Source organism: Streptomyces sp. NPDC092296 (assembly GCF_044755465.1).
Lineage (GTDB): Bacteria > Actinomycetota > Actinomycetes > Streptomycetales > Streptomycetaceae > Peterkaempfera.
Window position 1 is genome coordinate 146,021 of sequence record NZ_JBIVRB010000006.1, and the last position, 19,514, is coordinate 165,534.

Genomic DNA, 19,514 nt, shown 5'->3' on the forward strand with positions numbered 1-19,514 from the left:
TCAGCCGAGGCGGCGGGCTTCGCGCTCGAACTCGCGGGCGCGCCGGCGGGCGTCCTTGGCGCCCTCCTTGAGGCGGGCGCGTCCGGTGGCGGTGGGCGCTTCGCGGGCATCTCGGGCGCGGGTGTCGGCGAGGCTGCGGTACGCCCCGGCTTCGCGCTGGAGGTGGCGGATGGTGTCGAGGGATGCGGCGGGCTGGCGGCGGCCGAAAAGAGCCACGGGTTCTCCTCAGAGGCGGTTGGGCTCAAGGGAGAAGAAGAGGACCGTGCCGCCCCGCATGTCCGGGTTGTCTTCGATGATCCCGTTCAAGATCCACTTGAAGACCCCGTCCCGGGTGGCCCCGGCAGCCGGCGTGACGGTCCCCGATGCGGTGGCCCACCTCGGACCGCCAGGGCCGGGCTTGTGAAGGGTGAGGATGTAGTGGCGGGTGTACGCCTGGGCGGCGTCGATCGAGTCCATGGGGTTCCCCTCAGCAGGTGTAGGCGAGGTGGCGGGTGGTGTGCCGGTCGGCGGCTTGGTCCCAGCGGGCGGCGCAGTCTCCGCAGTAGGGGCGTCCGGAGCGGCGAGTGGTTTCGCGGGTGGGGTAGTCGTCGCCGCAGTTGGTGCAGTGGACGCGGGCGGCGAGGCCGCGGCGGAGGTGCTCGTCGGCTTGGGCGGTGGCGGTCATGTGGCGTCGCCGAAGGCGCGGTCGGCGGCGAAGTCGCCCCACTGCCAGGCGATGGCGTCGGGGAGTCCGAGGCTGGGGGCGCCGTAGGGGGCGACGGGCCGGGACGGCGCGGGCTTGGGCTTGCCGACGGTCGCGGCGGGCTGCCGGTAGGTGGACGACCCGGGGTAGGTGGCGCCGGGCTCGCGGGTGGGCAGCGGGGCCGGGGTGGGCGGGGTGCTGCCGGAAGTGGGCAGACTGCCACTAGCATTCGACATGCTTGATCGGTCCTGTCTGTAGCAGGCGGATCGGGCGTCCCGGCTGGTGTGTCACCACCTGCCGGGGTTCTGGCCGCGCCCGGTGTGTCACCACTGGGCGCGGCCGTTCTGCGAGCCCCGGAGCGTGTCACCGCCCGGGGCTTTGTCGTGCAGAACCACCATACACAGGGGTTTGCAGAATGCCAACAAGTGAGGGACGATGGAGCATGCCCGAGAACGCAGAGGAGGTGATTGAGATCCCGCCGATGGTCACGTTCACCAGCGGCGCCGAGCTACTCGTCAAGCTCGGCATCGTGGAGAGCATGACCAGGGAGGGCGTCCGCAGAGTCGCCAAGACCGACCCCAACTGGCCCTTCGGACCCGACCGGCCGCACAAGTACGGCAAGGTCGCAAACGCTCAGTCCATGGCCACCGAGCCGTTCCTGGAGTTCTTCCGGGCACGGCAGGTCAAGAAGCGCGGACCCGACAAGCAGCCGCGCAAGCCGAAAGGCGCACGCCCCGAGAAGCCGCCGACCGCCGACCAGTAACGCCCCGTACTGACCGCCCCCGCCGCGCCCTGCGGCGCCCCCCGATCGGGTGACACCGTCGCGGGGCGCCGCCATGCCGGGCTACCGTCAGGGGTATGGAGCGATGCACCGCATGCGGGGGCGCCGGAGTCACGACCCAGACCCGCCACGAAGTCGAGACGCAGCCCGACGGCACGCAGAAGGCCGTGCAGCGGGACATCACCGCACCCTGCGGGCGCTGCGGCGGCACGGGGACGGTGACGGGATGAGGAGCGTCGGCTACTGCGGCGGCTGCGGCGCGGCGTTCCTGCCGCCCGAGAGCCTGGAGTACCCGGGGGCGGGGGTCGAGGCGTCCCTCACCCAGTGCTCCGCCTGCAAGCCGCCCGCACCCGTCGGCACCACGCCGCTGGAGCAGCGCCGTGTCGGCGCCCGTCCCCAGCCCGTCGTCCGCTGGCCCCGCAGCTCCCGGCCACGCCTCGCCGGCTGGCCCGCCGACCTCCGGGCGGGGCGTCGGGCAGGCGACGGGACACCGCCGGCCTGAACCCGCGAAAGGCCCCGCTCGACGGCGGGGCCTTCGCCGTTCCCGGGATGGCTACGCGGGCTGCATCCACGGCCACGCCGAGTCCCGCGCCGCCTCCAGCAGCGGCACCATCCGGAACGCGGCGTCGGACAGGCCACCGAAAGCGTGGCGGTTCCGACCCCCCGACGGGGCATGGCCAGCCTGGTACCCGGCGAGGTTCCAGGTGTACATCGGCACTGTCTCCGGAACGGACCGGGACACCTCCAGCGGGTCCGACCCCGCCTGCTCGTCGGTGACGATGGCAACCCGGTCGTGGCCACGGAAGGTGGCGCGCAGGGCGGCAGCCGTGTCTGTGCCGCCGCCGAGGAACCATCCTCCGTCGTCCCACCGGCGCACCTCGGCCAGCAGGGCGCCCCCACGGATCAGCGGGAACGGCTTCACGCTCGCACCGGGGGCGTCGCTCCAGTACCGCTGCGCCGAGGAGAAGGACACGACGTCGGCCTCCGCGCACCGCCGCCCGAGAGCGATACCGAACAGCGCGGCGGCGTCCCACCGCATGATGGTGCCGTCCTTGGAGAAGGCGCCATGCATGCTGGAGCTGGTGTCCACCAGGATCAGCGTGCGGCCCCCCAGCGCCGGGACGTTGGCCAGGGAAGCGGCAAGGGCCTTCTCCAGCGCGTGACCCCAGCGCAGTGACGGCGCGGCGCGGAACGCGGAGTAGAACCGCATCGGGAGCTGCCGGGAGCGGGCGACCTGGTCCGGGTCGGCCAGGCGCGCGCACACCTGCTCGGCGACGGCGTCGGACACCCCGGCCTGGTCGAAGTTCCGCAGGTTCCGCAGTAGCGCCATGTACCCCATGGACGGGATGACCGCCTCCCAAGCCTGGGCGTCCATCGGGCCCTGGAGCCAGCTGGCCAGGGCCTCCCAGGTCATCGCGGCGTCAGAGAGCGCGCTCTGCGCAGCGGCGCGGCCGAGGAGGGCGCGGCGCTCGGCCAGCTCCCAGCTCGCGAGGCGCGCTCGGGCGTGGAGGGTCTGGAGGCTGTCGGGGATGGCCTTGTCCCGGCCGTGGCGGCGGTCGATGGCGTGCTCGAAGAGGTCACCCTGCCAGACGGCCCTCGGCTTCGGGTGGACGAGCTCGATGACGTCACCGAACCGGTAGCCCTTGCTGTCGGTGTCGTACTTGAGGAGGGACCGCTCGTCGTAGAGCTGCCCGACGGCGTCTTCGATGCCGCGCTTGACGGGCTTGGGGATGTTCCGGCCGTAACGGGACGTCCAGTAGGCAAGCAGTTCGCCGGGCTCGTCGGCACGCTGGAGGACGGAGGCGATGACGCGGCGATTGGAGGCGACGGAGTAGGCGAGGCTGTCGCCGCTCCAGACGGCGGCCGGGTCCTGGCCCTGCTCGTGGATGCGGCGCCCCCGGGTGCCTGCGGCGGCGAGGCGGGCGTGGACGTACTCGGCGGCACCGACGATCGCGGCGGTGCGCATGTTGCCCTCGCCGCGGAGCCAGGAGAGGAGTCCGGCGGTCCACTCGGGGTCCTCGACGGCGAGCTGGCGGACGAGATCGGTGTAGCGGTCGTCGCGCTGGCCGCCGGTCTCGTAGAAGGTGTCCTGGCCGACCATGTTGGTGACAGCCAGCAGGAACAGTTCGCTCTTCGCGTCGCGGAGGTATCCGGCGCCGCCTTCTGCGGTGTGGGTGGTCTGCCCGGTGGTGGTCAAGGGCGAGGTGGCGTTCGCGCGGGCGGGCGGGGGCGGGGTGTTGAACCTGGTCATGAAAAAGCCCCTCACGTGGAGGGGAGGCTCAGCATGTGGGTTCCCGAGATCGGAAGTCGGGGACGGGCTTGGAGTCAAATGCTCTACCGATTGAGCTACCGGCCAACTTGCGCTGGTCGGGCGGGACTCGAACCCGCAACCCATTGAAGTAACCGTCACCTGCGCACCGGGCACCCCGATGCTGTGGCCTCCCGAGATCAATGACGACCTGCGGCGGAACCTGTTTCGAAGAAGTAGCCGCTGGTCTTCGCACCGGGAGGTGCATCTGAAGTTGTGTGTCCAGAGTTCAAGGTCGGCAAAGGTGACAAGGTGCTCTGGCCGCTGAGCTACGGAGGCCGCTAGGCCCCGGCGGGATTCGAACCCGCGACCACCCCATTAGCAGTGGAAGTAACCCCCACCTGCGCACCTGGACTCCTCCACCATAGCCGGTCCTGACGGTGAGTTCACCTCTGTTTCCGGGCTACTCCCCGGCGGCGATCCGGTCCGCGTCGCGGTCGGCCTTCGCCAGGTCCGCGAGTGCCTCCTTCGCGGCGGCCCGAGTCTTGGCGTTCGGCGCGTCCATGGCAGTGCCTTCCTCCGCGAACGTGGTGATCGCCGCGTCGGCGTCGCCGTTGTGCTCCCGCCACGCCTCGATCAGGTCCGACGGCTCGTTCTCGGCGGTGAACAGGGCGTCGGCCTTCGCGAACGCCTCCTGCTTCGTCCCAAACCCGCGGATGGCCTTCTTGTACCAGGCGGTGAAGTCGACCGTGCCGACCACCCGCTCGCCTGCGGCGAGTTGGTCGCGGAACCGCTGGTCCTCGGCTTTGAGGATCGCCGCTGCCTGCTTCCGGGCCTCCGCAGTGGGCGGCTTCTTCGGCTTGTGGCTCTTGGGTGCCGGCGCGTCAATTGTGGGGTCGTCGTCGAGCGCGCTCGTGCTCGCGGTGTCCGGGGCAGGCGGCTTGTCGGTGGCGATGGCGATGCCGCCGATGACGGCCGCACCGGCGATGATCCCCGCGAAGATCAGCGCGTTGCGCTTGGCCTCCTGCCGCTTGCGGGGGTCCTTCGGCGGTGGGGGTGCCCATCCGGCGGGAGGCTGACGCCAGGGCTGGTCGGGTGGCTGGGTCATGGGCGGCGTGTCTCCCTCGGCGGCATGATGGTGGGGGACAGCGTGCCAGTGCGGCGTGTCGCGCGCGGGTGATGCGCCGCAGGCGTGACCGGGTCGTGACGCGGGGGCGGATGCGGGGATTCCCCTCCGCCCGGCCCCGGCCGCCGCTACCTGATCTATCCGCAGTGCTCCGGCCTTCAGGCCGGGGGTGAAGCGGATCTGAAACCCGGAGGCGCGCAGCGCCGACCCTCACTGCCCCCGGCCTTCCCGGGGCTGCCCTGGGGGCGGCCCGATCACGGCGACGGGCTTGCCGTGCCGGGTGATCAAGACCGTCTTGTTCTGGTAGCGGACCTGATTGAGGAGGTCGGCGAAGTTCCGACGGGCTTCCTCGGCTGTCATCTCGTCCATGCCCGAACTCTACCGCTCTGCTAGAATCTAGAGGAACGCTAGAAACGCAAGGAAAGGGGTCGGGGTGCAGCTCAGGTACCAGTTCCGCCTGTACCCGACCGCTGGCCAGCGCCAATCCCTTGCCCGCGCGTTCGGGTGCGCCAGGGTCGTCTACAACGACGCCCTGCGTGCCCGGGAGGATGCCCGTGCGGCCGGTCTGCCGTTCGTCCCGTCGGCGGTGCTGTCGAAGGCGCTGACGGCCGCGAAGCGGACCGAGGAGCGCGCCTGGCTCGCCGAGGTGTCATCCGTCGTCCTCCAGCAGTCGCTGCGGGACCTCGACACGGCCTACCGGAACTTCTTTGACGGCCTGAACGGCAAGCGCCCGAAGATGGGTGCACCCCGGTTCAAATCCCGCAAGGACAACCGTCAGTCGGTGCGATTCACTGCGAACGCCCGCTGGAGCATCACGTCCGGCGGGAAACTGGCCCTGCCGAAGATCGGCGAGCTCAAGGTCCGCTGGTCGCGCGCACTGCCGTCCACGCCCTCTACGGTCACCGTCGTCAAGGACGCCGCCGAACGGTACTTCGCCAGCTTCGTCGTCGAGACCAACCCGGCGACCGACCTGCTTCCCGAGGCGAACGGGGCGGTCGGGATCGACCTGGGGCTGACGCACTTCGCGGTCCTCTCCGACGGCACGAAGATCGACAGCCCGCGATTCCTGCGCCGCGCCGAGAAGAAGCTGAAGAAGGCGCAGCGGAACCTGTCCCGCAAGGCCAAGGGCAGCAACAACCGGGGCAAGGCCCGCATCAAGGTCGCCCGCGCCCACGCGAAGGTCGCCGACACGCGCCGCGAGTTCCACCACCAGCTCTCCACCAGGCTGATCCGCGAGAACCAAGCGATCGCCGTCGAGACGCTGTCGGTAAAGGGACTCGCTCGCACCCGTATGGCCAAGTCCGTGCACGACGCCGGATGGTCCAGTTTCGTGGACATGCTGGAGTACAAGGCCATCAAGGCGGGTCGGACGCTCGTCAAGATCGGCCGGTTCGAGCCGACCTCCCAGGTGTGCTCGGCATGCGGAGTGAAGGACGGCCCCAAGCCCCTGCACGTCCGCGAGTGGACGTGCAGGGAGTGCGGCACGACCCATGACCGGGACGTGAACGCCGCGATCAACATCAAGACGGCCGCCGGACTGGCGGTTGCAGCCTGTGGAGCGCGGGTAAGACCGGGACTCGTTCCGGCGCAGCGCGGCGAAGCAGGAACCCACCGAGACGGTCACCCGACCGCAGTAGGAATCCCCGCCCTTTAGGGCGGGGAGGATGTCAACGTCGGACATGGCGGATGACGAGAGGGGAGTACGCGATGTCGGACTGCGACCACGACTGGGTCGGCTGGAGCGGCAAGGTTCGCTGCCGCAAGTGCGGCGCCACCCGCGGATAGCGCAACGGCGCCGGGGACCGATCGGTCCCCGGCGCTTCACCTCGAAGGGGACCTCATGGGTGAGCACACGCCGTGGCACGACCTCCCAGCCGCCACCCGGGACGCGGTGGCAGCCCGGACAGGGCGGATTAGGCACGTCACACCAGTTGCCGACGGCCTGACGTGCGCCATGGCCGCAATCCTCGACACGGAGCACGGCGACATGTTCGTGAAGGGCGTCCCCGTCGCGGATGCCCAGGGCGTGGCGGCGCAGCAGCGGGAGCGGGAAGCCAACCCGGCCGCCCGGCCCGCGAGCCCACGCCTGTTGTGGCGTGCCGACGCGGGAGGCTGGGACCTCCTCGCCTTCGACGCTGTACCCGGTCGCCACGCGAACCTGGCGTCCCCCAGTGACCGGGCGCTGGTGGCGGAGGCGCTGCTCGCTGTGCAGGACGTGCGGGCGCCCGGCGGACTGCCGCGGTTCGCGGACCGGTTCGCCGGCCACCTCGGCGCGGGCGACCTCGCGCTCCTCGACGGCGACGCGCTGCTGCACACGGACACGAACCCGCACAACCTGCTCGTCGGCGACGGTCGGGCGTGGGTCGTGGACTGGGCGATGGCCTCACGCGGCCCGGCGTGGGTGGACGTGGCGCACACGGCGGTGCGGCTGATGGAGGCCGACTGCACACCGGCCGAGGCGCTGGAGTGGGCGGCCCGGTTCCCGTCGTGGCGTAGCGCCGATCCGGCCGGGCTGGCCGCGTTCGTGCGGGTTGTGTGCCGGGAGTGGGAGGCGGTCGTCGGCTCGGTGGCGGCGGGGTCGAGCAACAGCCGGTACTTGGCGCTCCTCGGGATGCCTGCGCGGGCATAGGCGGCCGCCGCGTCGGCGTGGCAGTGCGGCGTGTCGCGGCGCACTGCTGCGGGCAGGTCGTGATGCGGATGTGACACGCGGCGCTGGCGCGCGGCGCAGCGGCGATGGGGGAACGCATCACAACGCGTCGATACAGAGAGCGTGCATGTGATCACAGAAAGCGATCACGGTCACCTAGGAATTTCCTGGCTACTCTCCCCCGAGTTGCGCCGGAAGCCGTCAGCAAGGGCTTCGACGCAGCTGACGAACAGTTCGACGCGGTCTTCAGGAATGCCCCACTCGCGCGCGAGGCGGTACGGGTCAACCTCGCTCGCGGCGGGTGTGCCAGCTCTGCTCAGAATGTCCTCCGGGGCCAGAGTGCCAGACCGGACCAGCATCTCGGCGACAGGAATGCCGAGGGCCTTGGCTAGGCCACGCTGACTCTCGACGCTGGGCATCGTGTCGCCAGTGAGCGTCCGGCCTACCTGAGTTGGGGAGATGGCGGCCGCTTTGGCGAGTGCGAGCCGGGCCCCCCTGGAGGCCCCGACGTCGTAGCCAGCAGCCTTAGCGCGCTGGCGAAGCCACTGGGTGAAGGCTGGGTTGGGCTGCACGGGGCTCTCCGGGGGGTCGGGACATGTGTCGAGAGGATCAGTTTCCGCAGGTAGGAGCGTAGCGCGCGTGCGGCTTCGATAAGAGGTGCGCGCGCCAGAGTGCACAACTAGTGGTGCATGCAACAAGTGGTGCATGCGTGCCCGATCGGGCTTGCGAGCCCGCACTCAATAAGTTAAGTTTCGGGTGAGCACTTCGCGGCTGACGAGAGAGCGCTCGAACTAATCTCGCGCCGATTAAAGAGCTTGCCGACGACTACAAAACTGAAGGGGAGCAACATGCCGTACCGCCTCCGCGCCGATGCCCTCCGCGAAGCAGCGGCGCTTCGCGGCGACCACAGCGTGCGCGGCATCATCAAGACCACCGGCCTGGAGAGCACCGTGATCCGCCGCAACCTCGGCGGCTACAACGAGCCCTCGCTCCGCACGCTCATGCGCTTCATCGCCTGCTATGGCGGCACTGTCGAGGGCTACATCCGTGAGATCCAGCCCGCAGATGCCCAGGCCCAGGAGGCCACCCTTGCGGCGTGAGGCAGGGACCAACTCCTCCTGACGTCGAAGGGCCCGGTGCGTCAACACCAGGCCCTCCACCAACCGAACGCGCCCACCTCGGCTACCAACCACGAGGCGCAGAACGGAGCCCCACCATCATGACATTCCCCACGCTTGACGTGCACACCCCCGCCAAGATCAGCGCCGCGCTCGCCCCGCTCCTCCCCGACGACGCGACCCTCCCCCTGCGGACGCACCGCACCACCGACGGCATCCTCGCCGCATACAGCCCCGCGCAGCTCACCCGCGCCGCCGCCTGGCACCTCCTCCGCGCCGTCTTCGGCGACCTGGACGACGCCACCCCCTGCACCTCCTGCGACCGGACCACCCCCGAGGACGACCTCGGCGCCGACGCCAACGGCGACCCCACCTGCCGCGACTGCCTCGACACGCACGCCGGCCTCGACGACGCCCGCGAGTGGCGCACCCGCACGTACGCCTGAGCCGACCCGGCCGCCCGGCAGCGCGCCGGGCGGCCCCCAGCAGACCCTCCTACCGCCGCGACGAAGCGGCGACGAACGCTGGAGAACCACGGGTGACCATCGATCCGTCCGCGTACGAGGCGGAAGCCGTCTTCGAAGAAGGCCGCGGACTGCCCTACACCCAGCTCGGCGACTGGGTGAACCACGCCGGCATCACCGACCGGGCCGCCCGCATCTACTGGACGCTGTGCGAACACCTCAACATCAAGCGGTCCGACCGCGAAGTCTGGCCCGCACAGAACGTCCTCGCCAAGGTGCTCGGCATCAAGCGCGCCGCCGACGTCGCGCCGGCCATTGACGAACTTGTCGTCATCGGTGCCGTGGAGATCCGCGCGGACTACGACGCGTCCGGCCGCCGGGTCAGGAACCGGTACATCATCCACCGCGCACCCGAGGACGGGTACGTCGGCCCCCGATCCCTCGCCGAGTTCTACAAGCTGCTGCGGGTGGACGATGGCCGCCGGTACGACTCCTGGTTCGCCGCTCGGCGCAAGGAGATCGCTGACGGCATCGAGCGGCTGAAGCGGGAGCGCCAGGAGGCCGACCGCCGGGCCAAGGATGAGGTGAAGCGCAGGGCGTTGGGAGGTGCGGGATCCCGCACCTCCGCCTCACCTGCGAAGACTCGCAAAACCGCAGGTCGGCAGGAGGTGCGGGATTCCGCACGGGGAGGTGCGGGATTCCGCACGGCGGAGGTGCGGGATTCCGCACTAGAACAAGACGTAGTTGAACAACACGAAGCTCTCTCTCTCCGCATGCCCCAGCCGGCCGCCCCGGAGCCTCCCGCCGCACCCAGCAGCGAGAGAGAGACGCCCGCTCCGCACGACAAGCCGACCGCCGCCCAGCGAGCCGTCCGCGCCAGCCGCGCAGTCGCCCCCGACGAAGAATCCGACTTCATCGCCTGGGTCACCGCCACCTGCCAGCCACGCACCCCCGGCTGGTGGCGCACAGCCGCCCCGGACCTCCCCGAACACGCCGACGCCTGGCGCGCCCAGCAGGCCCCCACCACCAGCCGGCAGCCCACCGCCACCCTCCCCCCGTGGTGCGGCCGGTGCGACGACAGCAACCCCGCCGCCGAACACAACCCCCGTTTCCGCATCCGCAACGGCGCCCCCTGCCCCGCCTGCCACCCCGACGCCATAGCCGCCGCCGCCTGACCAGGAGCCACACCATGACCGACACCTACAACGAAGCCCCCGCCAGCGCCGACTTCGAGCGCGTCCCCCCGCAAGACATCCATGCCGAACAGTGCACCCTCGGCGGGATGCTCCTGAGCGCCGACGCCATCACCGACGTCGTCGACACCCTCCAGCCCGCCGACTACTACCGCCCCGCCCACGAGCTCATCCACAACGCCGCCGTCGCCCTCTACCACCGCGGCGAACCCGCCGACCCCATCACCGTCGGCGCTGAACTCACCAGGCGCGGCGACCTGGTCCGCGCCGGTGGCCCCGGCTACCTCCACGCCCTCGCCTCCACCGTCCCCACCGCCGCGAACGCCGGCTACTACGCCGCCATCGTCCGCGAACGCGCCGTACTGCGCCGCCTCGTCGAGGCCGGCACCCGCATCGCCGGCATGGGCTACGCCGCAGAAGGCGACCCGGAGGAACTGCTGGACGCCGCCGCGGCGGAACTCCAGCGCCTCACCGACGGCATGCGCCGCACCCGGGACGACCGGGAGAAGCCCTTGGACCAGATGCTCGACGAGTACCTCGCCGCGTACGACGCGGGCGAGATCGCGGCTCTGCCGCTGCCGTACCTTGACCTGGAGGCGATGGTGCAGGCCGAGCCCGGCGACCTGGTGATCGTCGCCGCCCGGCCCGCGATGGGCAAGTCGGTGGTGCTCATGGACATCGCCCGGAGCGTCGCCATCAGGCACCGGATGGGCGCATGGGTGTCCTCGATGGAGATGTCGCACCCGCAGCTCACCGAGCGGATCATCGCAGCCGAGGCCCGCGTGCACCTCCACGGCCTGCGCAACCGCGACCTGTCCGATGGCGACCGCAGGCGCGTCGACCGGGCTGTCGCCCGCATCGCCGGGTCGCCGCTGCTCGTGGACGACTCGCCGGCCGTGCCGCTGTCGCAGCTGAGGGCGAAGCTCCGCCGGGCTGCCGCGCGCGGGGAGACGCCGCGACTGCTCGTCGCCGACTACTTGCAGATCATGCGCGCAGAGACGAAGGCGGGCACGAACCGCACCGGCGAGGTTGACTCGCTCGCGCGCGGGCTGAAGGAGTTGGCGCAGGAGTTCCGCATGGTCGTGGTCGCTGCGGCGCAGCTGAACCGTCAGGTGGAGATGCGGCAGGACAAGACGCCGACGCTCGCCGACCTTCGCGAGTCCGGCTCGATCGAGGCGGAGGCGAACTCGGTCGTGCTGCTGCACCGGCCGGACTACTACGAGCGGGAGTCGCCGCGGGCCGGCGAGCTGGATCTGATCGTGGCGAAGAACCGTCAGGGCCGGACGGGGACGGTGACGGTGGCGTTCCAGGGGCACTTCTCCCGGGCGAAGGACATGGCGTCGGGCGACTGACCGCTCTGCCGCGCCGCCGGTTCATCCCCGGCGGCGGGGCCCAATTCCCTTGCTGGCCTGCGGTTTTGTACCGCCAGAGCATGGCGATCAAGGTGCCGAATGCGCGATAATCAGCACATACCATAACGAACGGAGCCCCCGTGGAGCGTCTGCACCTCGTGCCGGTCCGCTCACGTGACGCCCGCGCCTTCGTCTCCATGTGGCACCGCCACCACGCACCGCCCGTCGGCCAGATCTTCGCCGTCGGCGTCGCAGACGGCGAAGGCATCCTCCGCGGCGTCGCCATCGTCGGCCGACCCATCGCGCGCTTCTTTGACGACGGCCAGACCCTTGAGGTCAACCGCACAGCGACTGACGGCGCCGCCAACGCCAACTCCATGCTCTACGGAGCAGCTTGGCGGGCAGTAAAGGTCCTCGGCTACACGCGGCTGATCACCTACACGCAGGCCGGCGAGTCCGGAGCCAGCTTGCGCGCGGCCGGATGGCGTGTCATCGCCCAACGGCCCGCCAAGCCCGGATGGGACCGTCCGAGCCGTCCCCGGCAACTCCGCGGCACCGAGGAGATCCCCCGCACCCTCTGGGAGGCATCGTGACCGCCCCGACCCCTGCCCGAGACAACGTGCTCGCAGCGGGCCGCGTCGGCGCCTACCGCGCCCGCGGCGCTGCCTGACCCCGCGCCTGCTGTGCCGTGCGTGCTGCGGCACGGCAGGCCCCACCCGAAGGAGCACCATGACCACGCCCGAGCCCACCACCCCTGCCCTGACCCGCGCCGAGCTGCAGGATCTCCTCGACGATGCGTCATACGACGCGTACCGGTACGGCGACCGGATCGCGTTCGTCCGGGAGCAGTGCGACGCCCACGACCGCGTCGGCGGCCCGTTGACGACCGCCATGGTCCGGGCGTGGCTCGACTACACCGGCTGCGCCCACGCCGAGTCCCTGCCGACACCCAGCCAGATGCAGGCCCGCATCCGGGAACTGGAAGCCGAGCTGGCGCAGCTCCACGCAGAGAGGAATGGACAGTGACGAGCACCAACCAGGCCCTCGCCGACTTCGAGGCCCAACTCCGCGCAGCCTTCCAGCACATGCGCGCCAACGGCGCCCAGGATCTCGACACCCTCATCGGAACCGCCCTCGCAGTCCTCGACGACCAAGCCCGCGAACGCTACGCCCAGCAAGTCGCCGACGAGACGCACCTCATGGCGATCGACTTCCGCAACGGTATGAGCATGGAGCTCAAGCCGGCGCAGGACATGGTCGCCATCTGGTGCGGTGCCGCACGAGGGTTCCTCGGCGACGCGCCGAATTACGTGGAGACGCCGGTCGAGATGGATGTGAAGGTTGCGGAGTCGCCGGAGCAGTTCACGTTCACGTTGCAGCGGAAGGACTTCGGGAGGCTCACGCCGCATGAGGCCCGCCAGGAGGCCGAGGCCCGCGTCGCGGAGCTGGAGGCCGAGCTGGAGCAGCTGCGCGCGGAGAGGGCCGCACGATGACCCTCCCCGAGGACTTCGACGGCTGCGCTCGCGCCTGCCGTACCACCGGCGTCCACACCCTGACCTGGGGCGAGTGCGGCATCGCGCCCGAGTCGGCCAGGCCCGAGCCGCGCGTGTCGATCGGCCGCCGCTTCACCGCCCTCGATGGGCACCAGGCTCTCGCCATCGCCAGCGTTCCGATCTCCGAGATGGCGGGGCGGATCGAGAGGGTGCTGCGCACCGTGCACATCCGCCTCGGCCCGAACGCGCTGTCCGGCGGCGAGTACGCCGCCATGGCCCTCGCGGTGGCCGCCGATCTCGCGGAGGAGCAGCCGCAGACGGAGAGGAACGCGCGATGACCGAGACCAGGCCCCGCCGCCTCGTGCCCGTCGCCAGCGCCATGGCGAAGGGCGAGCCCGACGGCATCCACCTGTCCGCCCTGGAATGGGTGCCCCGGCTCGGGGAGTACATCACCGGCATGGCGCTGTGCGGGCAGTCCGCCGAGCAGGGCGCCCTCCCCGACGACACCCCGGTCACCTGCCAGGGATGCGAGGACTACCGCGCCCGGCACGTGCAGGTCCCCTTCGGGGACGCCGAGGCGCCCATCCCTGCCGCGCCCGACACCATCCCCGCCAGCTGCTACTGGTGGACCGACCCCGATGGCGGCCTGTGCCTCCTGCCCGGCTGCATGGCCCGCGTCCAAGATCCCGACGCCGAGTGCACCTGCGACAGCCTCGCAGCCCGACTTGCCAAGACCCAGGAACAACTGCGGGAGATGGAGGAGCAGCAGCGGTATGCCGAGGTGTGGTGGTTCGCGCTCCGCGAGGCGGTCGGCGCCTCCCCGTGCGCAGCCGAGATCCTCGCCGACGCCCACCGGAGGGCAGGGCGATGAGCGACGCCTTCCAGGGCCTGACCCTCGACATCGTGCGCCGGGAACTCGCCCAGCTCGTCGCCATGGCCGACACCGCCGAACGCCCCAAGCCCGACGTGATCAACCCTCCGGGGCACGGCATGGCCGGCCACGAGTGGCGGGTCGTCCAGGGAGTGTCCCTCCCGGGCGTGAGGCCGCCTCTGTGGGTCGTGCGCACCGTGGACGACCCGGAGGCCCGCGACAGCGTGTACGTCGCCCAGCCGGACCCGTACGTGACGTACGACTGGGAGCCCCAGCTCGACTTCACCGCCATGAACCCCCTGGATGCCCGCCGCTTGGCCGTGGCGCTGCTGGCCGCAGCCGACCGGGCGGAACACCTGAGCGCGGGCGTGCCTCGGATGCAGGACAGGAGGCGGTGATGGGCCGGTTCGAGCGCGAGTTCGCCGCCCTGGTCGCAGACGCAGCCCGTGAGGCGGCCCTCGACGCGATCAGCCCCGGCGGCGACCCGACGTGGGCCGGGCTGCCCGCGCCGGTCGGGGCGCACGTCACGTGCCTGCGCGTTTCCGACTACGAAACCCGCTGCGGGGTCGTGGACGAGAACCGCGCCGGGCTGTTCCTCACCTGCTGCGACGGCACCCGGGCGGTCCTCACCGCCTCCCTGTGGCACGTCCGCGAGACGCCGCGCTGTGTCCCCGGCTGAACCCCGGCGGCGCGCCGCACCGACCCGGCATCATCAACGCATCACACCAGAAGGAGCGCCACCATGGCCCTCACCGTCGCCAATCCCCGCCGCGCCCGGTTCATCATCACGCTACTCGGGGCTGCCATCGCCATCACCGGCCTCATCGCGTGGGGTCGCGCCAGCACCGAGATCAGCGGCGACGAACAGAACATGATCAACCACTCGTACCTGGTCTGGCAGACCGACCCGTCGCAGGAAAACTTCGACCCCGAGGCTGATACGGAGATCTTGCAGGACAAGGCCGCACTCGACGCGGACAGGTCGAACCGTACGTTCGGCCTCGTGGTCACGGTCGTGGGCGCTGCGGTGGTGGCGTGCCGGTTCGCGGTGAAGGGCCGCGTGCGGGGCGTTCAGCTCGGCAAGGCGACGTCGTCCCGATGACCGACCCGCGCCCTGCGCCCCTCCCCGGCATCGACATGGAGGGGCGCGGCGGTGTCTGCACGGTCCGCTGCCGCCACTGCCACCGGCCCCTCACCGACCCCGAATCCCGCGCCCTGCGCCTCGGACCGGAGTGCGACCCTGGTCGTGCGCCGGCGCCACGCGGCGATGTCGAGCAGGAGCAGCTTCCCGGACTGTGAGCGGTCAGCCGTCGCCCCTGGCCTGCTCGGCGAGCGCGAACCGGGCGGCGGTCGAACTGCCAGCCGTCTCCCAGTACTCGTCGGCCCTGATGCGGGCGCCCAGGTCCCGTTCGCGGGCCATCAGCTCCTCGTACCGCTCCGCCCACGTCTCCGGGTCGGCTGCGGCGGCGCGCAGCTCGGCGCGGACGGCGTGGAGCTGACGCTGGAGGTCGAGCAGGTGGGCGGGGAAGACGTACTCGGGCATGGGCCCGATCCTACGTTCGGGCTGCGGGTTCACGGCGACGGCCCCGGCTGCCTCCACAGCGGCCGGGGCCTTCGGCGTGTCCGGGGTCAACTCAGGATGGTGACCCGCGTGGACTTCTTGGCGGGCTTCTGCTCCCGGAGGTGGATGCGCTCCACCGAGCTGGCCGGCACGACGTACACGTCGAACTCGGTGTCGCCCGGCCGCAGGTCCGGGCCGCCCTCCTGGCGCGGGTCGACATGCAGGAAGGCGCCGTCGATGGCGACGCGGACGTTGTACAGCAGGTCGAGGTTCTTGCCGCTGTTGCTGAGGTCGGGCACGAGGGGGCTGGTGAGGCGCAGTTCGCGGACGGTGCGCCAGATGAGATCTGTCATGGCGGCACGGTAGCGGGCGGGTCGGACAGCGGGGCTACGGGGAGCCGGCCGGGGGCTTGGGCCGGGCGTCGGGCCGCTGGGGGAGCTTGGCGCCCGGCCTGCGCAGGTACCAGGCGATGAACTCGCGGATGAGCGTGGCGCGTTCGGTGCCCATGGTCTTGGCTGCCGTGTCGAAGTCGTACCACTCGTCGCCGATGCGGATCTGGCGCGGTGGCGTTTTCGGCGCGTTTGGCATGCCCGAACCGTATCCGGGCGTAGCTACAGGCGGCAAAGCGGCTCCTCTCGGGTGTAGCTACAAGATTCCTTGGTGAATCACTTGCGGTGTAGCTACACCTAACTGTACGGTGTAGCTACACCGCAGACAAGACTTAGCCAGTAGAGGGACCCAGCATGCCGACCGAGATCGTGATGTACCTCGACCCCAACGCCCCGCTCTACGACTTCAAGGACATCGACGGCGACGGGATCGCTGTCTTCACCGCCGAGATCCCCGGCGTGGGTAAGGGCGTCAACATCCGCACGTCGAAGGCGGGGTGCTCCGTCCCCGCCACCGAGATCCCCACGCTGATCGCCGCGCTCAACGACCGCCTCGCAGAGATCGGCACCCGATGACCGACCACCCCGCCGTCACCGCCTACGAGAAGGCCATCGCGGGCATCCCCGACTGCTTCGATCACCTCACCACCGACTCGATCCGTGGGGCTGCCGTCATCGCTGTGGAGTCCGGCCGCACGCCAGGCACGACGGTCGCCCTGGAGGCCGACCGGTTCGTCCGCGCACACCTCGGCATGCTCGACACGTGGCACGACGCCCTCGACGCCCTCGACAGCGAGCTGCGCGGTGACACGGTCGCCGGTGGCCTACCGGACGACCAGATCCTGTACCTCAAGACGCAGGCTCTGGACCTGTTCGAGGCGACCACCAGCCTGCTGCGCGCCACTGCCACCTACCACCACGGCAGCGCCGGGCCCGCGCTGGACCCCGAGTACGGGCACGCCTACGCCCTGTCGTGCAGCGCACTCCAGCCGTTCTGACCAGCCTCTCACCGAAGGAGCACTCCCATGTCTATGACCGGCGACGACATCCCCACCGAGATCACCAAACTCGTCTACACCTCGCCGTGGGTCGGCAACCCCGCAACGCGCGCCATGAAACTCTCGCAGAACGATGCTGCGGCGCAGCTCGCCCACTACTGGCCCGCAATCGAGGCGCACATCCGCGAGCAGGTCGCCACTGAGATCGAGACTGCGCCCGGCTGGTGTGGCCCGGACAACGAGTGGATGGACAGTCGGGACCGCGACCACGCCGCCCGGATCGCCCGCCGCCCAGCCTGACGTCCGCCAGGCGCACATGCCTGTACGGCGCCCTCCGACCCTTCTGACCCCGACCCACCGAGAGGAATCCATCGTGGGCTACACCACCGACTTCACCGGCCGCATCGACATCGCCCCGCCGCTCAACCCCAGCGAGATCACCTACCTGCGGAAGTTCGCCGACACCCGCCACAACAAGCGCGTCGGCGGCCCGTACGCCCTCAGCAACGAGCAGTTCGGCCCGGACGTCATCGACGACTGGGACCACGACGGCGCGCCCGGCTACTGGTGCAACTGGGAGCCGACCGGCGACGGTGCCGCCCTGGAGTGGAACGGCGGCGAGAAGTTCTACCACTCCCCGGAGTGGATGCGGTACCTGATCGATCACTTCCTCAAGCCCGGTGCTCGCGCGGTCGGCCACGACGCCTTCGAGCGGTTCACGTTCGACCACGTCCTGAACGGCACCATCGAGGCGCAGGGCGAGGGCGCGGACGACCAGTGGGAGCTGCTGGTGGTCGACAACGTCGTGACCGCCCGCCCAGCCTGACGTCCGGTGCGCTTGCGGCGCCTGCGGCCCGACCGTGGGCGTCGCTGGAACACCAGACCGACCGAAGGAGCACCCGATGCCCGCCGTCCGCACCGCCGAGACCCGCACCATCACCCTCGCCGTCACCGACGTGCCCGACCTGCCGGCCGACCTCAACCCGTCCATCGCTCCGATCAGCGTGGAAATCACCTACAGCCTGCGGCATCCGGCCCACCGGGAGGGCTCCTGGTACAAGCTCGGCCGAACGCACGTGAAGGTCACGGGCCTGCGCCGCCTCAAGTCCGGCAGTCTCGGCCAGCAGGAGATCACCCGCGACCTGTGGCAGTCCGCAGGCCGCCCCGGCTGGGTGAACGACCTAGTCGCCGCGCACATCCCCGAGGGGTGGAACCTGTGAGCGGCTACGCCAAGGCCCGTGGCGCCCACTTCCCCGCCCAACGCCGCACCAGCGAAGACGGCGACTGGCGCACCCAAGGCGCGTGCACCCGCGAAGACCCCGACCTGCACTTCCCCGACGGCACCACCGGCCCCGCGCTCCTCCAGATCGCCAGCGCCAAAGCCGTCTGCCGCGCCTGCCCCGTCGCCGAACGCTGCCTCCAGCTGGCCATCGACACCCGGCCCGCACACGGCATCTGGGGCGGCCTCGACCCCGACGAACTCCGATCCCTCCGCCGCCGGACCACACGAAAGGCCGCAGCATGAACGGCCCGACCGCCGTCGACCTGTTCGCAGGCCCGGGTGGCCTCGACCTCGCTGCGCGAATCCTCGGCCTCGATACGATCGGGATCGAATGGGACGCCGGGGCGTGCGAGACGCGCCGGGCCGCAGGGCTGGCCACCATCCAAGGAGATGTCCGGGCCTACGGTCCCGCCGACTTCCCGGATGCACACACCCTGCTTGGTGGGCCGCCCTGCCAGACGTTCACCGTCGCCGGTGCCGGTGCCGGCCGGCGGGCGCTCGATACCGTCCTCGACCTGGCAACGGCGATGGCGGGACGAGAGGACGTCACCGGCCGCATCGCCGCCCTGAACGACGAGCGGACCGGTCTGGTGCTGGAACCGCTGCGCTGGGCCCTCGCCGCGGCCGACGCTGGCCGGCCGTTCGAGACGGTCGTGCTGGAGCAGGTCCCGCAGGTGCTCCCGGTGTGGCAGGCATACGACGAGGTGCTGTCGGCTGAGGGCTACTCGGTGGCCGCTGGCGTCCTGCGGGCCGAGGAGTACGGCGTGCCGCAGACCCGCCGCCGGGCCGTGCTGATCGCTCGCCGGGGCGCCGTCGCGGCGCTTCCTGCCCCGACGCACCGCCCGTACCTGCGGGGCATTCCCCAGGGCGCCGTTGCTTCTGGGCTGCTGCCGTGGGTGTCCATGGGGGAGGCTCTGGCCGATACCCGGGCTGAGCCGTTCACTGTGGTCTCCAACTACGGCACCGGCGGCGACCCGAAGGCCCGGGGCCAGCGCACCTGCGCGGAGCCGGCCTTCACCGTCACGGGGAAGATCTCCCGCAACCGGATCGTGGACGCCGACGGCCGGGATCTGCCACGCCTCACCCCGTCGGAGGCTGGCCGGCTCCAGTCGTTCCCCGCTGATCACCCGTGGTCCGGGCGGGATGTCGGCCAGCAGGTTGGCAATGCCGTCCCGCCGCTGCTCGCCGCGCATGTCGTCGCTGCGGCGGTCGGCCTGCCGATGCCGGCGGTCGGCCATGGGAGGGCGGCGGCGTGATCGGGCCGCCGAGTCGCTGCGTGTCCCCCGGGACGTGCGGCCTCTCGGAGGCC

At 70.9% G+C, this 19,514-nt stretch carries 34 protein-coding genes and 1 pseudogene; 24 read left to right on the forward strand and 11 right to left on the reverse strand.

From position 1 onward, the window contains the following. The 4 genes from ACIQGZ_RS17075 to ACIQGZ_RS17090 are packed head-to-tail and all read right to left on the reverse strand — an operon-like array spanning position 1 to position 918. Positions 1-216 (reverse strand): hypothetical protein, encoded by a 216-nt coding sequence (locus ACIQGZ_RS17075; protein WP_402602595.1) that lies wholly within the window; start codon positions 214-216, stop codon positions 1-3. Positions 217-225: 9 nt separating this feature from the next. Next, on the reverse strand, positions 226-456 hold the full coding sequence (locus tag ACIQGZ_RS17080) for a hypothetical protein (RefSeq protein WP_402602596.1): 231 nt from the start codon (positions 454-456) through the stop codon (positions 226-228). A 10-nt stretch (positions 457-466) separates the two neighbouring features. Further along, entirely contained in the window at positions 467-664 is a 198-nt protein-coding gene (locus ACIQGZ_RS17085; protein ID WP_402602597.1) for a hypothetical protein, read from the reverse strand. Then, on the reverse strand, positions 661-918 hold the full coding sequence (locus ACIQGZ_RS17090; protein WP_402602599.1) for a hypothetical protein: 258 nt from the start codon (positions 916-918) through the stop codon (positions 661-663). The genes ACIQGZ_RS17085 and ACIQGZ_RS17090 overlap by 4 nt, the downstream gene beginning before the upstream one ends. Before the next feature lie 206 nt (positions 919-1,124). Here ACIQGZ_RS17090 and ACIQGZ_RS17095 point away from each other — a divergent pair, with 206 nt between their 5' ends. Both ACIQGZ_RS17095 and ACIQGZ_RS17100 read left to right on the forward strand, forming a co-directional pair. Next, a complete protein-coding gene (locus tag ACIQGZ_RS17095; RefSeq protein ID WP_402602600.1) occupies positions 1,125-1,445 on the forward strand; it encodes a hypothetical protein in 321 nt (106 codons plus the stop codon). A gap of 244 nt (positions 1,446-1,689) precedes the next feature. Continuing rightward, entirely contained in the window at positions 1,690-1,965 is a 276-nt protein-coding gene (locus tag ACIQGZ_RS17100; RefSeq protein ID WP_402602602.1) for a hypothetical protein, read from the forward strand. Positions 1,966-2,016: 51 nt separating this feature from the next. On the opposite strand, the gene ACIQGZ_RS17105 is transcribed toward ACIQGZ_RS17100, so the two are convergent. The 3 genes from ACIQGZ_RS17105 to ACIQGZ_RS17115 all read right to left on the reverse strand — a co-directional run bounded on the left by ACIQGZ_RS17105 (position 2,017) and on the right by ACIQGZ_RS17115 (position 5,206). Further along, positions 2,017-3,714: a TROVE domain-containing protein gene (locus ACIQGZ_RS17105; RefSeq protein ID WP_402602604.1), complete on the reverse strand. Its 1,698-nt coding sequence runs from the start codon at positions 3,712-3,714 to the stop codon at positions 2,017-2,019. A gap of 460 nt (positions 3,715-4,174) precedes the next feature. After that, positions 4,175-4,819 (reverse strand): hypothetical protein, encoded by a 645-nt coding sequence (locus tag ACIQGZ_RS17110; RefSeq protein WP_402602606.1) that lies wholly within the window; start codon positions 4,817-4,819, stop codon positions 4,175-4,177. Between the two features lie 228 nt (positions 4,820-5,047). Beyond that, the gene (locus tag ACIQGZ_RS17115; protein WP_402602608.1) at positions 5,048-5,206 is read right to left on the reverse strand and encodes a type II toxin-antitoxin system Phd/YefM family antitoxin; all 159 of its coding nucleotides are present in this window, start codon (positions 5,204-5,206) and stop codon (positions 5,048-5,050) included. A 64-nt stretch (positions 5,207-5,270) separates the two neighbouring features. Between ACIQGZ_RS17115 and ACIQGZ_RS17120 the strand changes: the two genes are divergently transcribed. Both ACIQGZ_RS17120 and ACIQGZ_RS17125 read left to right on the forward strand, forming a co-directional pair. Then, entirely contained in the window at positions 5,271-6,491 is a 1,221-nt protein-coding gene (locus ACIQGZ_RS17120; RefSeq protein ID WP_402602609.1) for an RNA-guided endonuclease InsQ/TnpB family protein, read from the forward strand. Positions 6,492-6,677: 186 nt separating this feature from the next. Beyond that, a complete protein-coding gene (locus ACIQGZ_RS17125) occupies positions 6,678-7,466 on the forward strand; it encodes a phosphotransferase (protein ID WP_402602610.1) in 789 nt (262 codons plus the stop codon). A gap of 170 nt (positions 7,467-7,636) precedes the next feature. Here ACIQGZ_RS17125 and ACIQGZ_RS17130 read toward each other — a convergent pair whose 3' ends face one another. After that, entirely contained in the window at positions 7,637-8,056 is a 420-nt protein-coding gene (locus ACIQGZ_RS17130) for a hypothetical protein (RefSeq protein WP_402602612.1), read from the reverse strand. A gap of 276 nt (positions 8,057-8,332) precedes the next feature. Between ACIQGZ_RS17130 and ACIQGZ_RS17135 the strand changes: the two genes are divergently transcribed. From ACIQGZ_RS17135 to ACIQGZ_RS17195, 13 genes are all read left to right on the forward strand, one after another. Beyond that, a complete protein-coding gene (locus tag ACIQGZ_RS17135; protein WP_402602614.1) occupies positions 8,333-8,584 on the forward strand; it encodes a hypothetical protein in 252 nt (83 codons plus the stop codon). A 119-nt stretch (positions 8,585-8,703) separates the two neighbouring features. Then, positions 8,704-9,048 carry a hypothetical protein gene (locus ACIQGZ_RS17140; RefSeq protein ID WP_402602615.1) on the forward strand — a complete coding sequence of 115 codons (345 nt, stop codon included), beginning with the start codon at positions 8,704-8,706 and terminating at the stop codon, positions 9,046-9,048. 92 nt (positions 9,049-9,140) lie between these two features. Next, positions 9,141-10,241 carry a hypothetical protein gene (locus ACIQGZ_RS17145; protein ID WP_402602616.1) on the forward strand — a complete coding sequence of 367 codons (1,101 nt, stop codon included), beginning with the start codon at positions 9,141-9,143 and terminating at the stop codon, positions 10,239-10,241. A gap of 14 nt (positions 10,242-10,255) precedes the next feature. Next, positions 10,256-11,611: a replicative DNA helicase gene (dnaB, locus tag ACIQGZ_RS17150; RefSeq protein WP_402602617.1), complete on the forward strand. Its 1,356-nt coding sequence runs from the start codon at positions 10,256-10,258 to the stop codon at positions 11,609-11,611. Positions 11,612-11,751: 140 nt separating this feature from the next. Continuing rightward, complete coding sequence (locus tag ACIQGZ_RS17155) at positions 11,752-12,204, forward strand: XF1762 family protein (RefSeq protein WP_402602618.1); 453 nt, start codon at positions 11,752-11,754, stop codon at positions 12,202-12,204. Positions 12,205-12,340: 136 nt separating this feature from the next. Further along, a complete protein-coding gene (locus ACIQGZ_RS17160; RefSeq protein WP_402602619.1) occupies positions 12,341-12,637 on the forward strand; it encodes a hypothetical protein in 297 nt (98 codons plus the stop codon). Continuing rightward, on the forward strand, positions 12,634-13,104 hold the full coding sequence (locus ACIQGZ_RS17165) for a hypothetical protein (RefSeq protein ID WP_402602621.1): 471 nt from the start codon (positions 12,634-12,636) through the stop codon (positions 13,102-13,104). The genes ACIQGZ_RS17160 and ACIQGZ_RS17165 overlap by 4 nt, the downstream gene beginning before the upstream one ends. Then, entirely contained in the window at positions 13,101-13,442 is a 342-nt protein-coding gene (locus ACIQGZ_RS17170; protein ID WP_402602623.1) for a hypothetical protein, read from the forward strand. The genes ACIQGZ_RS17165 and ACIQGZ_RS17170 overlap by 4 nt, the downstream gene beginning before the upstream one ends. Beyond that, entirely contained in the window at positions 13,439-13,975 is a 537-nt protein-coding gene (locus tag ACIQGZ_RS17175) for a hypothetical protein (protein WP_402602624.1), read from the forward strand. The genes ACIQGZ_RS17170 and ACIQGZ_RS17175 overlap by 4 nt, the downstream gene beginning before the upstream one ends. Further along, the gene (locus ACIQGZ_RS17180; RefSeq protein WP_402602626.1) at positions 13,972-14,373 is read left to right on the forward strand and encodes a hypothetical protein; all 402 of its coding nucleotides are present in this window, start codon (positions 13,972-13,974) and stop codon (positions 14,371-14,373) included. Before ACIQGZ_RS17175 ends, ACIQGZ_RS17180 begins: the two co-directional genes overlap by 4 nt. After that, a complete protein-coding gene (locus ACIQGZ_RS17185; protein ID WP_402602628.1) occupies positions 14,373-14,654 on the forward strand; it encodes a hypothetical protein in 282 nt (93 codons plus the stop codon). The genes ACIQGZ_RS17180 and ACIQGZ_RS17185 overlap by 1 nt, the downstream gene beginning before the upstream one ends. Positions 14,655-14,717: 63 nt before the next feature. Next, positions 14,718-15,077 (forward strand): hypothetical protein, encoded by a 360-nt coding sequence (locus ACIQGZ_RS17190; protein WP_402602630.1) that lies wholly within the window; start codon positions 14,718-14,720, stop codon positions 15,075-15,077. A 35-nt stretch (positions 15,078-15,112) separates the two neighbouring features. Beyond that, positions 15,113-15,274: a DUF6011 domain-containing protein gene (locus ACIQGZ_RS17195; protein ID WP_402602822.1), complete on the forward strand. Its 162-nt coding sequence runs from the start codon at positions 15,113-15,115 to the stop codon at positions 15,272-15,274. Between the two features lie 4 nt (positions 15,275-15,278). Here ACIQGZ_RS17195 and ACIQGZ_RS17200 read toward each other — a convergent pair whose 3' ends face one another. From ACIQGZ_RS17200 to ACIQGZ_RS17210, 3 genes are all read right to left on the reverse strand, one after another. Further along, positions 15,279-15,518, reverse strand: a complete 240-nt coding sequence (locus tag ACIQGZ_RS17200; RefSeq protein WP_402602632.1) for a hypothetical protein — start codon at positions 15,516-15,518, stop codon at positions 15,279-15,281. 86 nt (positions 15,519-15,604) lie between these two features. Beyond that, positions 15,605-15,889 carry a hypothetical protein gene (locus ACIQGZ_RS17205; RefSeq protein WP_402602634.1) on the reverse strand — a complete coding sequence of 95 codons (285 nt, stop codon included), beginning with the start codon at positions 15,887-15,889 and terminating at the stop codon, positions 15,605-15,607. 34 nt (positions 15,890-15,923) lie between these two features. Continuing rightward, the gene (locus tag ACIQGZ_RS17210; RefSeq protein WP_402602635.1) at positions 15,924-16,124 is read right to left on the reverse strand and encodes a hypothetical protein; all 201 of its coding nucleotides are present in this window, start codon (positions 16,122-16,124) and stop codon (positions 15,924-15,926) included. Positions 16,125-16,279: 155 nt separating this feature from the next. On the opposite strand from ACIQGZ_RS17210, the gene ACIQGZ_RS17215 reads away from it, so the two are divergent. From ACIQGZ_RS17215 to ACIQGZ_RS17245, 7 genes and pseudogenes are all read left to right on the forward strand, one after another. After that, a complete protein-coding gene (locus tag ACIQGZ_RS17215) occupies positions 16,280-16,501 on the forward strand; it encodes a hypothetical protein (RefSeq protein WP_402602636.1) in 222 nt (73 codons plus the stop codon). Further along, positions 16,498-16,923, forward strand: a complete 426-nt coding sequence (locus ACIQGZ_RS17220; RefSeq protein ID WP_402602638.1) for a hypothetical protein — start codon at positions 16,498-16,500, stop codon at positions 16,921-16,923. The genes ACIQGZ_RS17215 and ACIQGZ_RS17220 overlap by 4 nt, the downstream gene beginning before the upstream one ends. Before the next feature lie 27 nt (positions 16,924-16,950). Beyond that, the gene (locus ACIQGZ_RS17225) at positions 16,951-17,223 is read left to right on the forward strand and encodes a hypothetical protein (RefSeq protein ID WP_402602639.1); all 273 of its coding nucleotides are present in this window, start codon (positions 16,951-16,953) and stop codon (positions 17,221-17,223) included. 73 nt (positions 17,224-17,296) lie between these two features. Beyond that, positions 17,297-17,749 carry a hypothetical protein gene (locus ACIQGZ_RS17230; RefSeq protein ID WP_402602640.1) on the forward strand — a complete coding sequence of 151 codons (453 nt, stop codon included), beginning with the start codon at positions 17,297-17,299 and terminating at the stop codon, positions 17,747-17,749. Positions 17,750-17,825: 76 nt separating this feature from the next. Continuing rightward, the gene (locus tag ACIQGZ_RS17235; protein WP_402602641.1) at positions 17,826-18,143 is read left to right on the forward strand and encodes a hypothetical protein; all 318 of its coding nucleotides are present in this window, start codon (positions 17,826-17,828) and stop codon (positions 18,141-18,143) included. Positions 18,144-18,205: 62 nt separating this feature from the next. Continuing rightward, positions 18,206-18,448: pseudogene (locus tag ACIQGZ_RS17240) on the forward strand (WhiB family transcriptional regulator); the annotation flags it as partial. Next, the gene (locus ACIQGZ_RS17245; protein ID WP_402602642.1) at positions 18,445-19,461 is read left to right on the forward strand and encodes a DNA cytosine methyltransferase; all 1,017 of its coding nucleotides are present in this window, start codon (positions 18,445-18,447) and stop codon (positions 19,459-19,461) included. The pseudogene ACIQGZ_RS17240 and the gene ACIQGZ_RS17245, both read left to right, overlap by 4 nt. The last annotated feature ends 53 nt before the right edge of the window (positions 19,462-19,514 follow it).

Coding starts and splice junctions, on each gene's coding strand:
- ACIQGZ_RS17080 (WP_402602596.1), bottom strand. CDS start 456: ATGGACTCGATCGACGCCGCCCAGGCGTACACCCGCCACTACATCCTC.
- ACIQGZ_RS17085 (WP_402602597.1), bottom strand. CDS start 664: ATGACCGCCACCGCCCAAGCCGACGAGCACCTCCGCCGCGGCCTCGCC.
- ACIQGZ_RS17090 (WP_402602599.1), bottom strand. CDS start 918: ATGTCGAATGCTAGTGGCAGTCTGCCCACTTCCGGCAGCACCCCGCCC.
- ACIQGZ_RS17095 (WP_402602600.1), top strand. CDS start 1,125: ATGCCCGAGAACGCAGAGGAGGTGATTGAGATCCCGCCGATGGTCACG.
- ACIQGZ_RS17100 (WP_402602602.1), top strand. CDS start 1,690: ATGAGGAGCGTCGGCTACTGCGGCGGCTGCGGCGCGGCGTTCCTGCCG.
- ACIQGZ_RS17105 (WP_402602604.1), bottom strand. CDS start 3,714: ATGACCAGGTTCAACACCCCGCCCCCGCCCGCCCGCGCGAACGCCACC.
- ACIQGZ_RS17110 (WP_402602606.1), bottom strand. CDS start 4,819: ATGACCCAGCCACCCGACCAGCCCTGGCGTCAGCCTCCCGCCGGATGG.
- ACIQGZ_RS17115 (WP_402602608.1), bottom strand. CDS start 5,206: ATGGACGAGATGACAGCCGAGGAAGCCCGTCGGAACTTCGCCGACCTC.
- ACIQGZ_RS17125 (WP_402602610.1), top strand. CDS start 6,678: ATGGGTGAGCACACGCCGTGGCACGACCTCCCAGCCGCCACCCGGGAC.
- ACIQGZ_RS17135 (WP_402602614.1), top strand. CDS start 8,333: ATGCCGTACCGCCTCCGCGCCGATGCCCTCCGCGAAGCAGCGGCGCTT.
- ACIQGZ_RS17140 (WP_402602615.1), top strand. CDS start 8,704: ATGACATTCCCCACGCTTGACGTGCACACCCCCGCCAAGATCAGCGCC.
- dnaB (WP_402602617.1), top strand. CDS start 10,256: ATGACCGACACCTACAACGAAGCCCCCGCCAGCGCCGACTTCGAGCGC.
- ACIQGZ_RS17160 (WP_402602619.1), top strand. CDS start 12,341: ATGACCACGCCCGAGCCCACCACCCCTGCCCTGACCCGCGCCGAGCTG.
- ACIQGZ_RS17170 (WP_402602623.1), top strand. CDS start 13,101: ATGACCCTCCCCGAGGACTTCGACGGCTGCGCTCGCGCCTGCCGTACC.
- ACIQGZ_RS17175 (WP_402602624.1), top strand. CDS start 13,439: ATGACCGAGACCAGGCCCCGCCGCCTCGTGCCCGTCGCCAGCGCCATG.
- ACIQGZ_RS17180 (WP_402602626.1), top strand. CDS start 13,972: ATGAGCGACGCCTTCCAGGGCCTGACCCTCGACATCGTGCGCCGGGAA.
- ACIQGZ_RS17185 (WP_402602628.1), top strand. CDS start 14,373: ATGGGCCGGTTCGAGCGCGAGTTCGCCGCCCTGGTCGCAGACGCAGCC.
- ACIQGZ_RS17190 (WP_402602630.1), top strand. CDS start 14,718: ATGGCCCTCACCGTCGCCAATCCCCGCCGCGCCCGGTTCATCATCACG.
- ACIQGZ_RS17195 (WP_402602822.1), top strand. CDS start 15,113: ATGGAGGGGCGCGGCGGTGTCTGCACGGTCCGCTGCCGCCACTGCCAC.
- ACIQGZ_RS17200 (WP_402602632.1), bottom strand. CDS start 15,518: ATGCCCGAGTACGTCTTCCCCGCCCACCTGCTCGACCTCCAGCGTCAG.
- ACIQGZ_RS17205 (WP_402602634.1), bottom strand. CDS start 15,889: ATGACAGATCTCATCTGGCGCACCGTCCGCGAACTGCGCCTCACCAGC.
- ACIQGZ_RS17210 (WP_402602635.1), bottom strand. CDS start 16,124: ATGCCAAACGCGCCGAAAACGCCACCGCGCCAGATCCGCATCGGCGAC.
- ACIQGZ_RS17215 (WP_402602636.1), top strand. CDS start 16,280: ATGCCGACCGAGATCGTGATGTACCTCGACCCCAACGCCCCGCTCTAC.
- ACIQGZ_RS17220 (WP_402602638.1), top strand. CDS start 16,498: ATGACCGACCACCCCGCCGTCACCGCCTACGAGAAGGCCATCGCGGGC.
- ACIQGZ_RS17225 (WP_402602639.1), top strand. CDS start 16,951: ATGTCTATGACCGGCGACGACATCCCCACCGAGATCACCAAACTCGTC.
- ACIQGZ_RS17235 (WP_402602641.1), top strand. CDS start 17,826: ATGCCCGCCGTCCGCACCGCCGAGACCCGCACCATCACCCTCGCCGTC.
- ACIQGZ_RS17245 (WP_402602642.1), top strand. CDS start 18,445: ATGAACGGCCCGACCGCCGTCGACCTGTTCGCAGGCCCGGGTGGCCTC.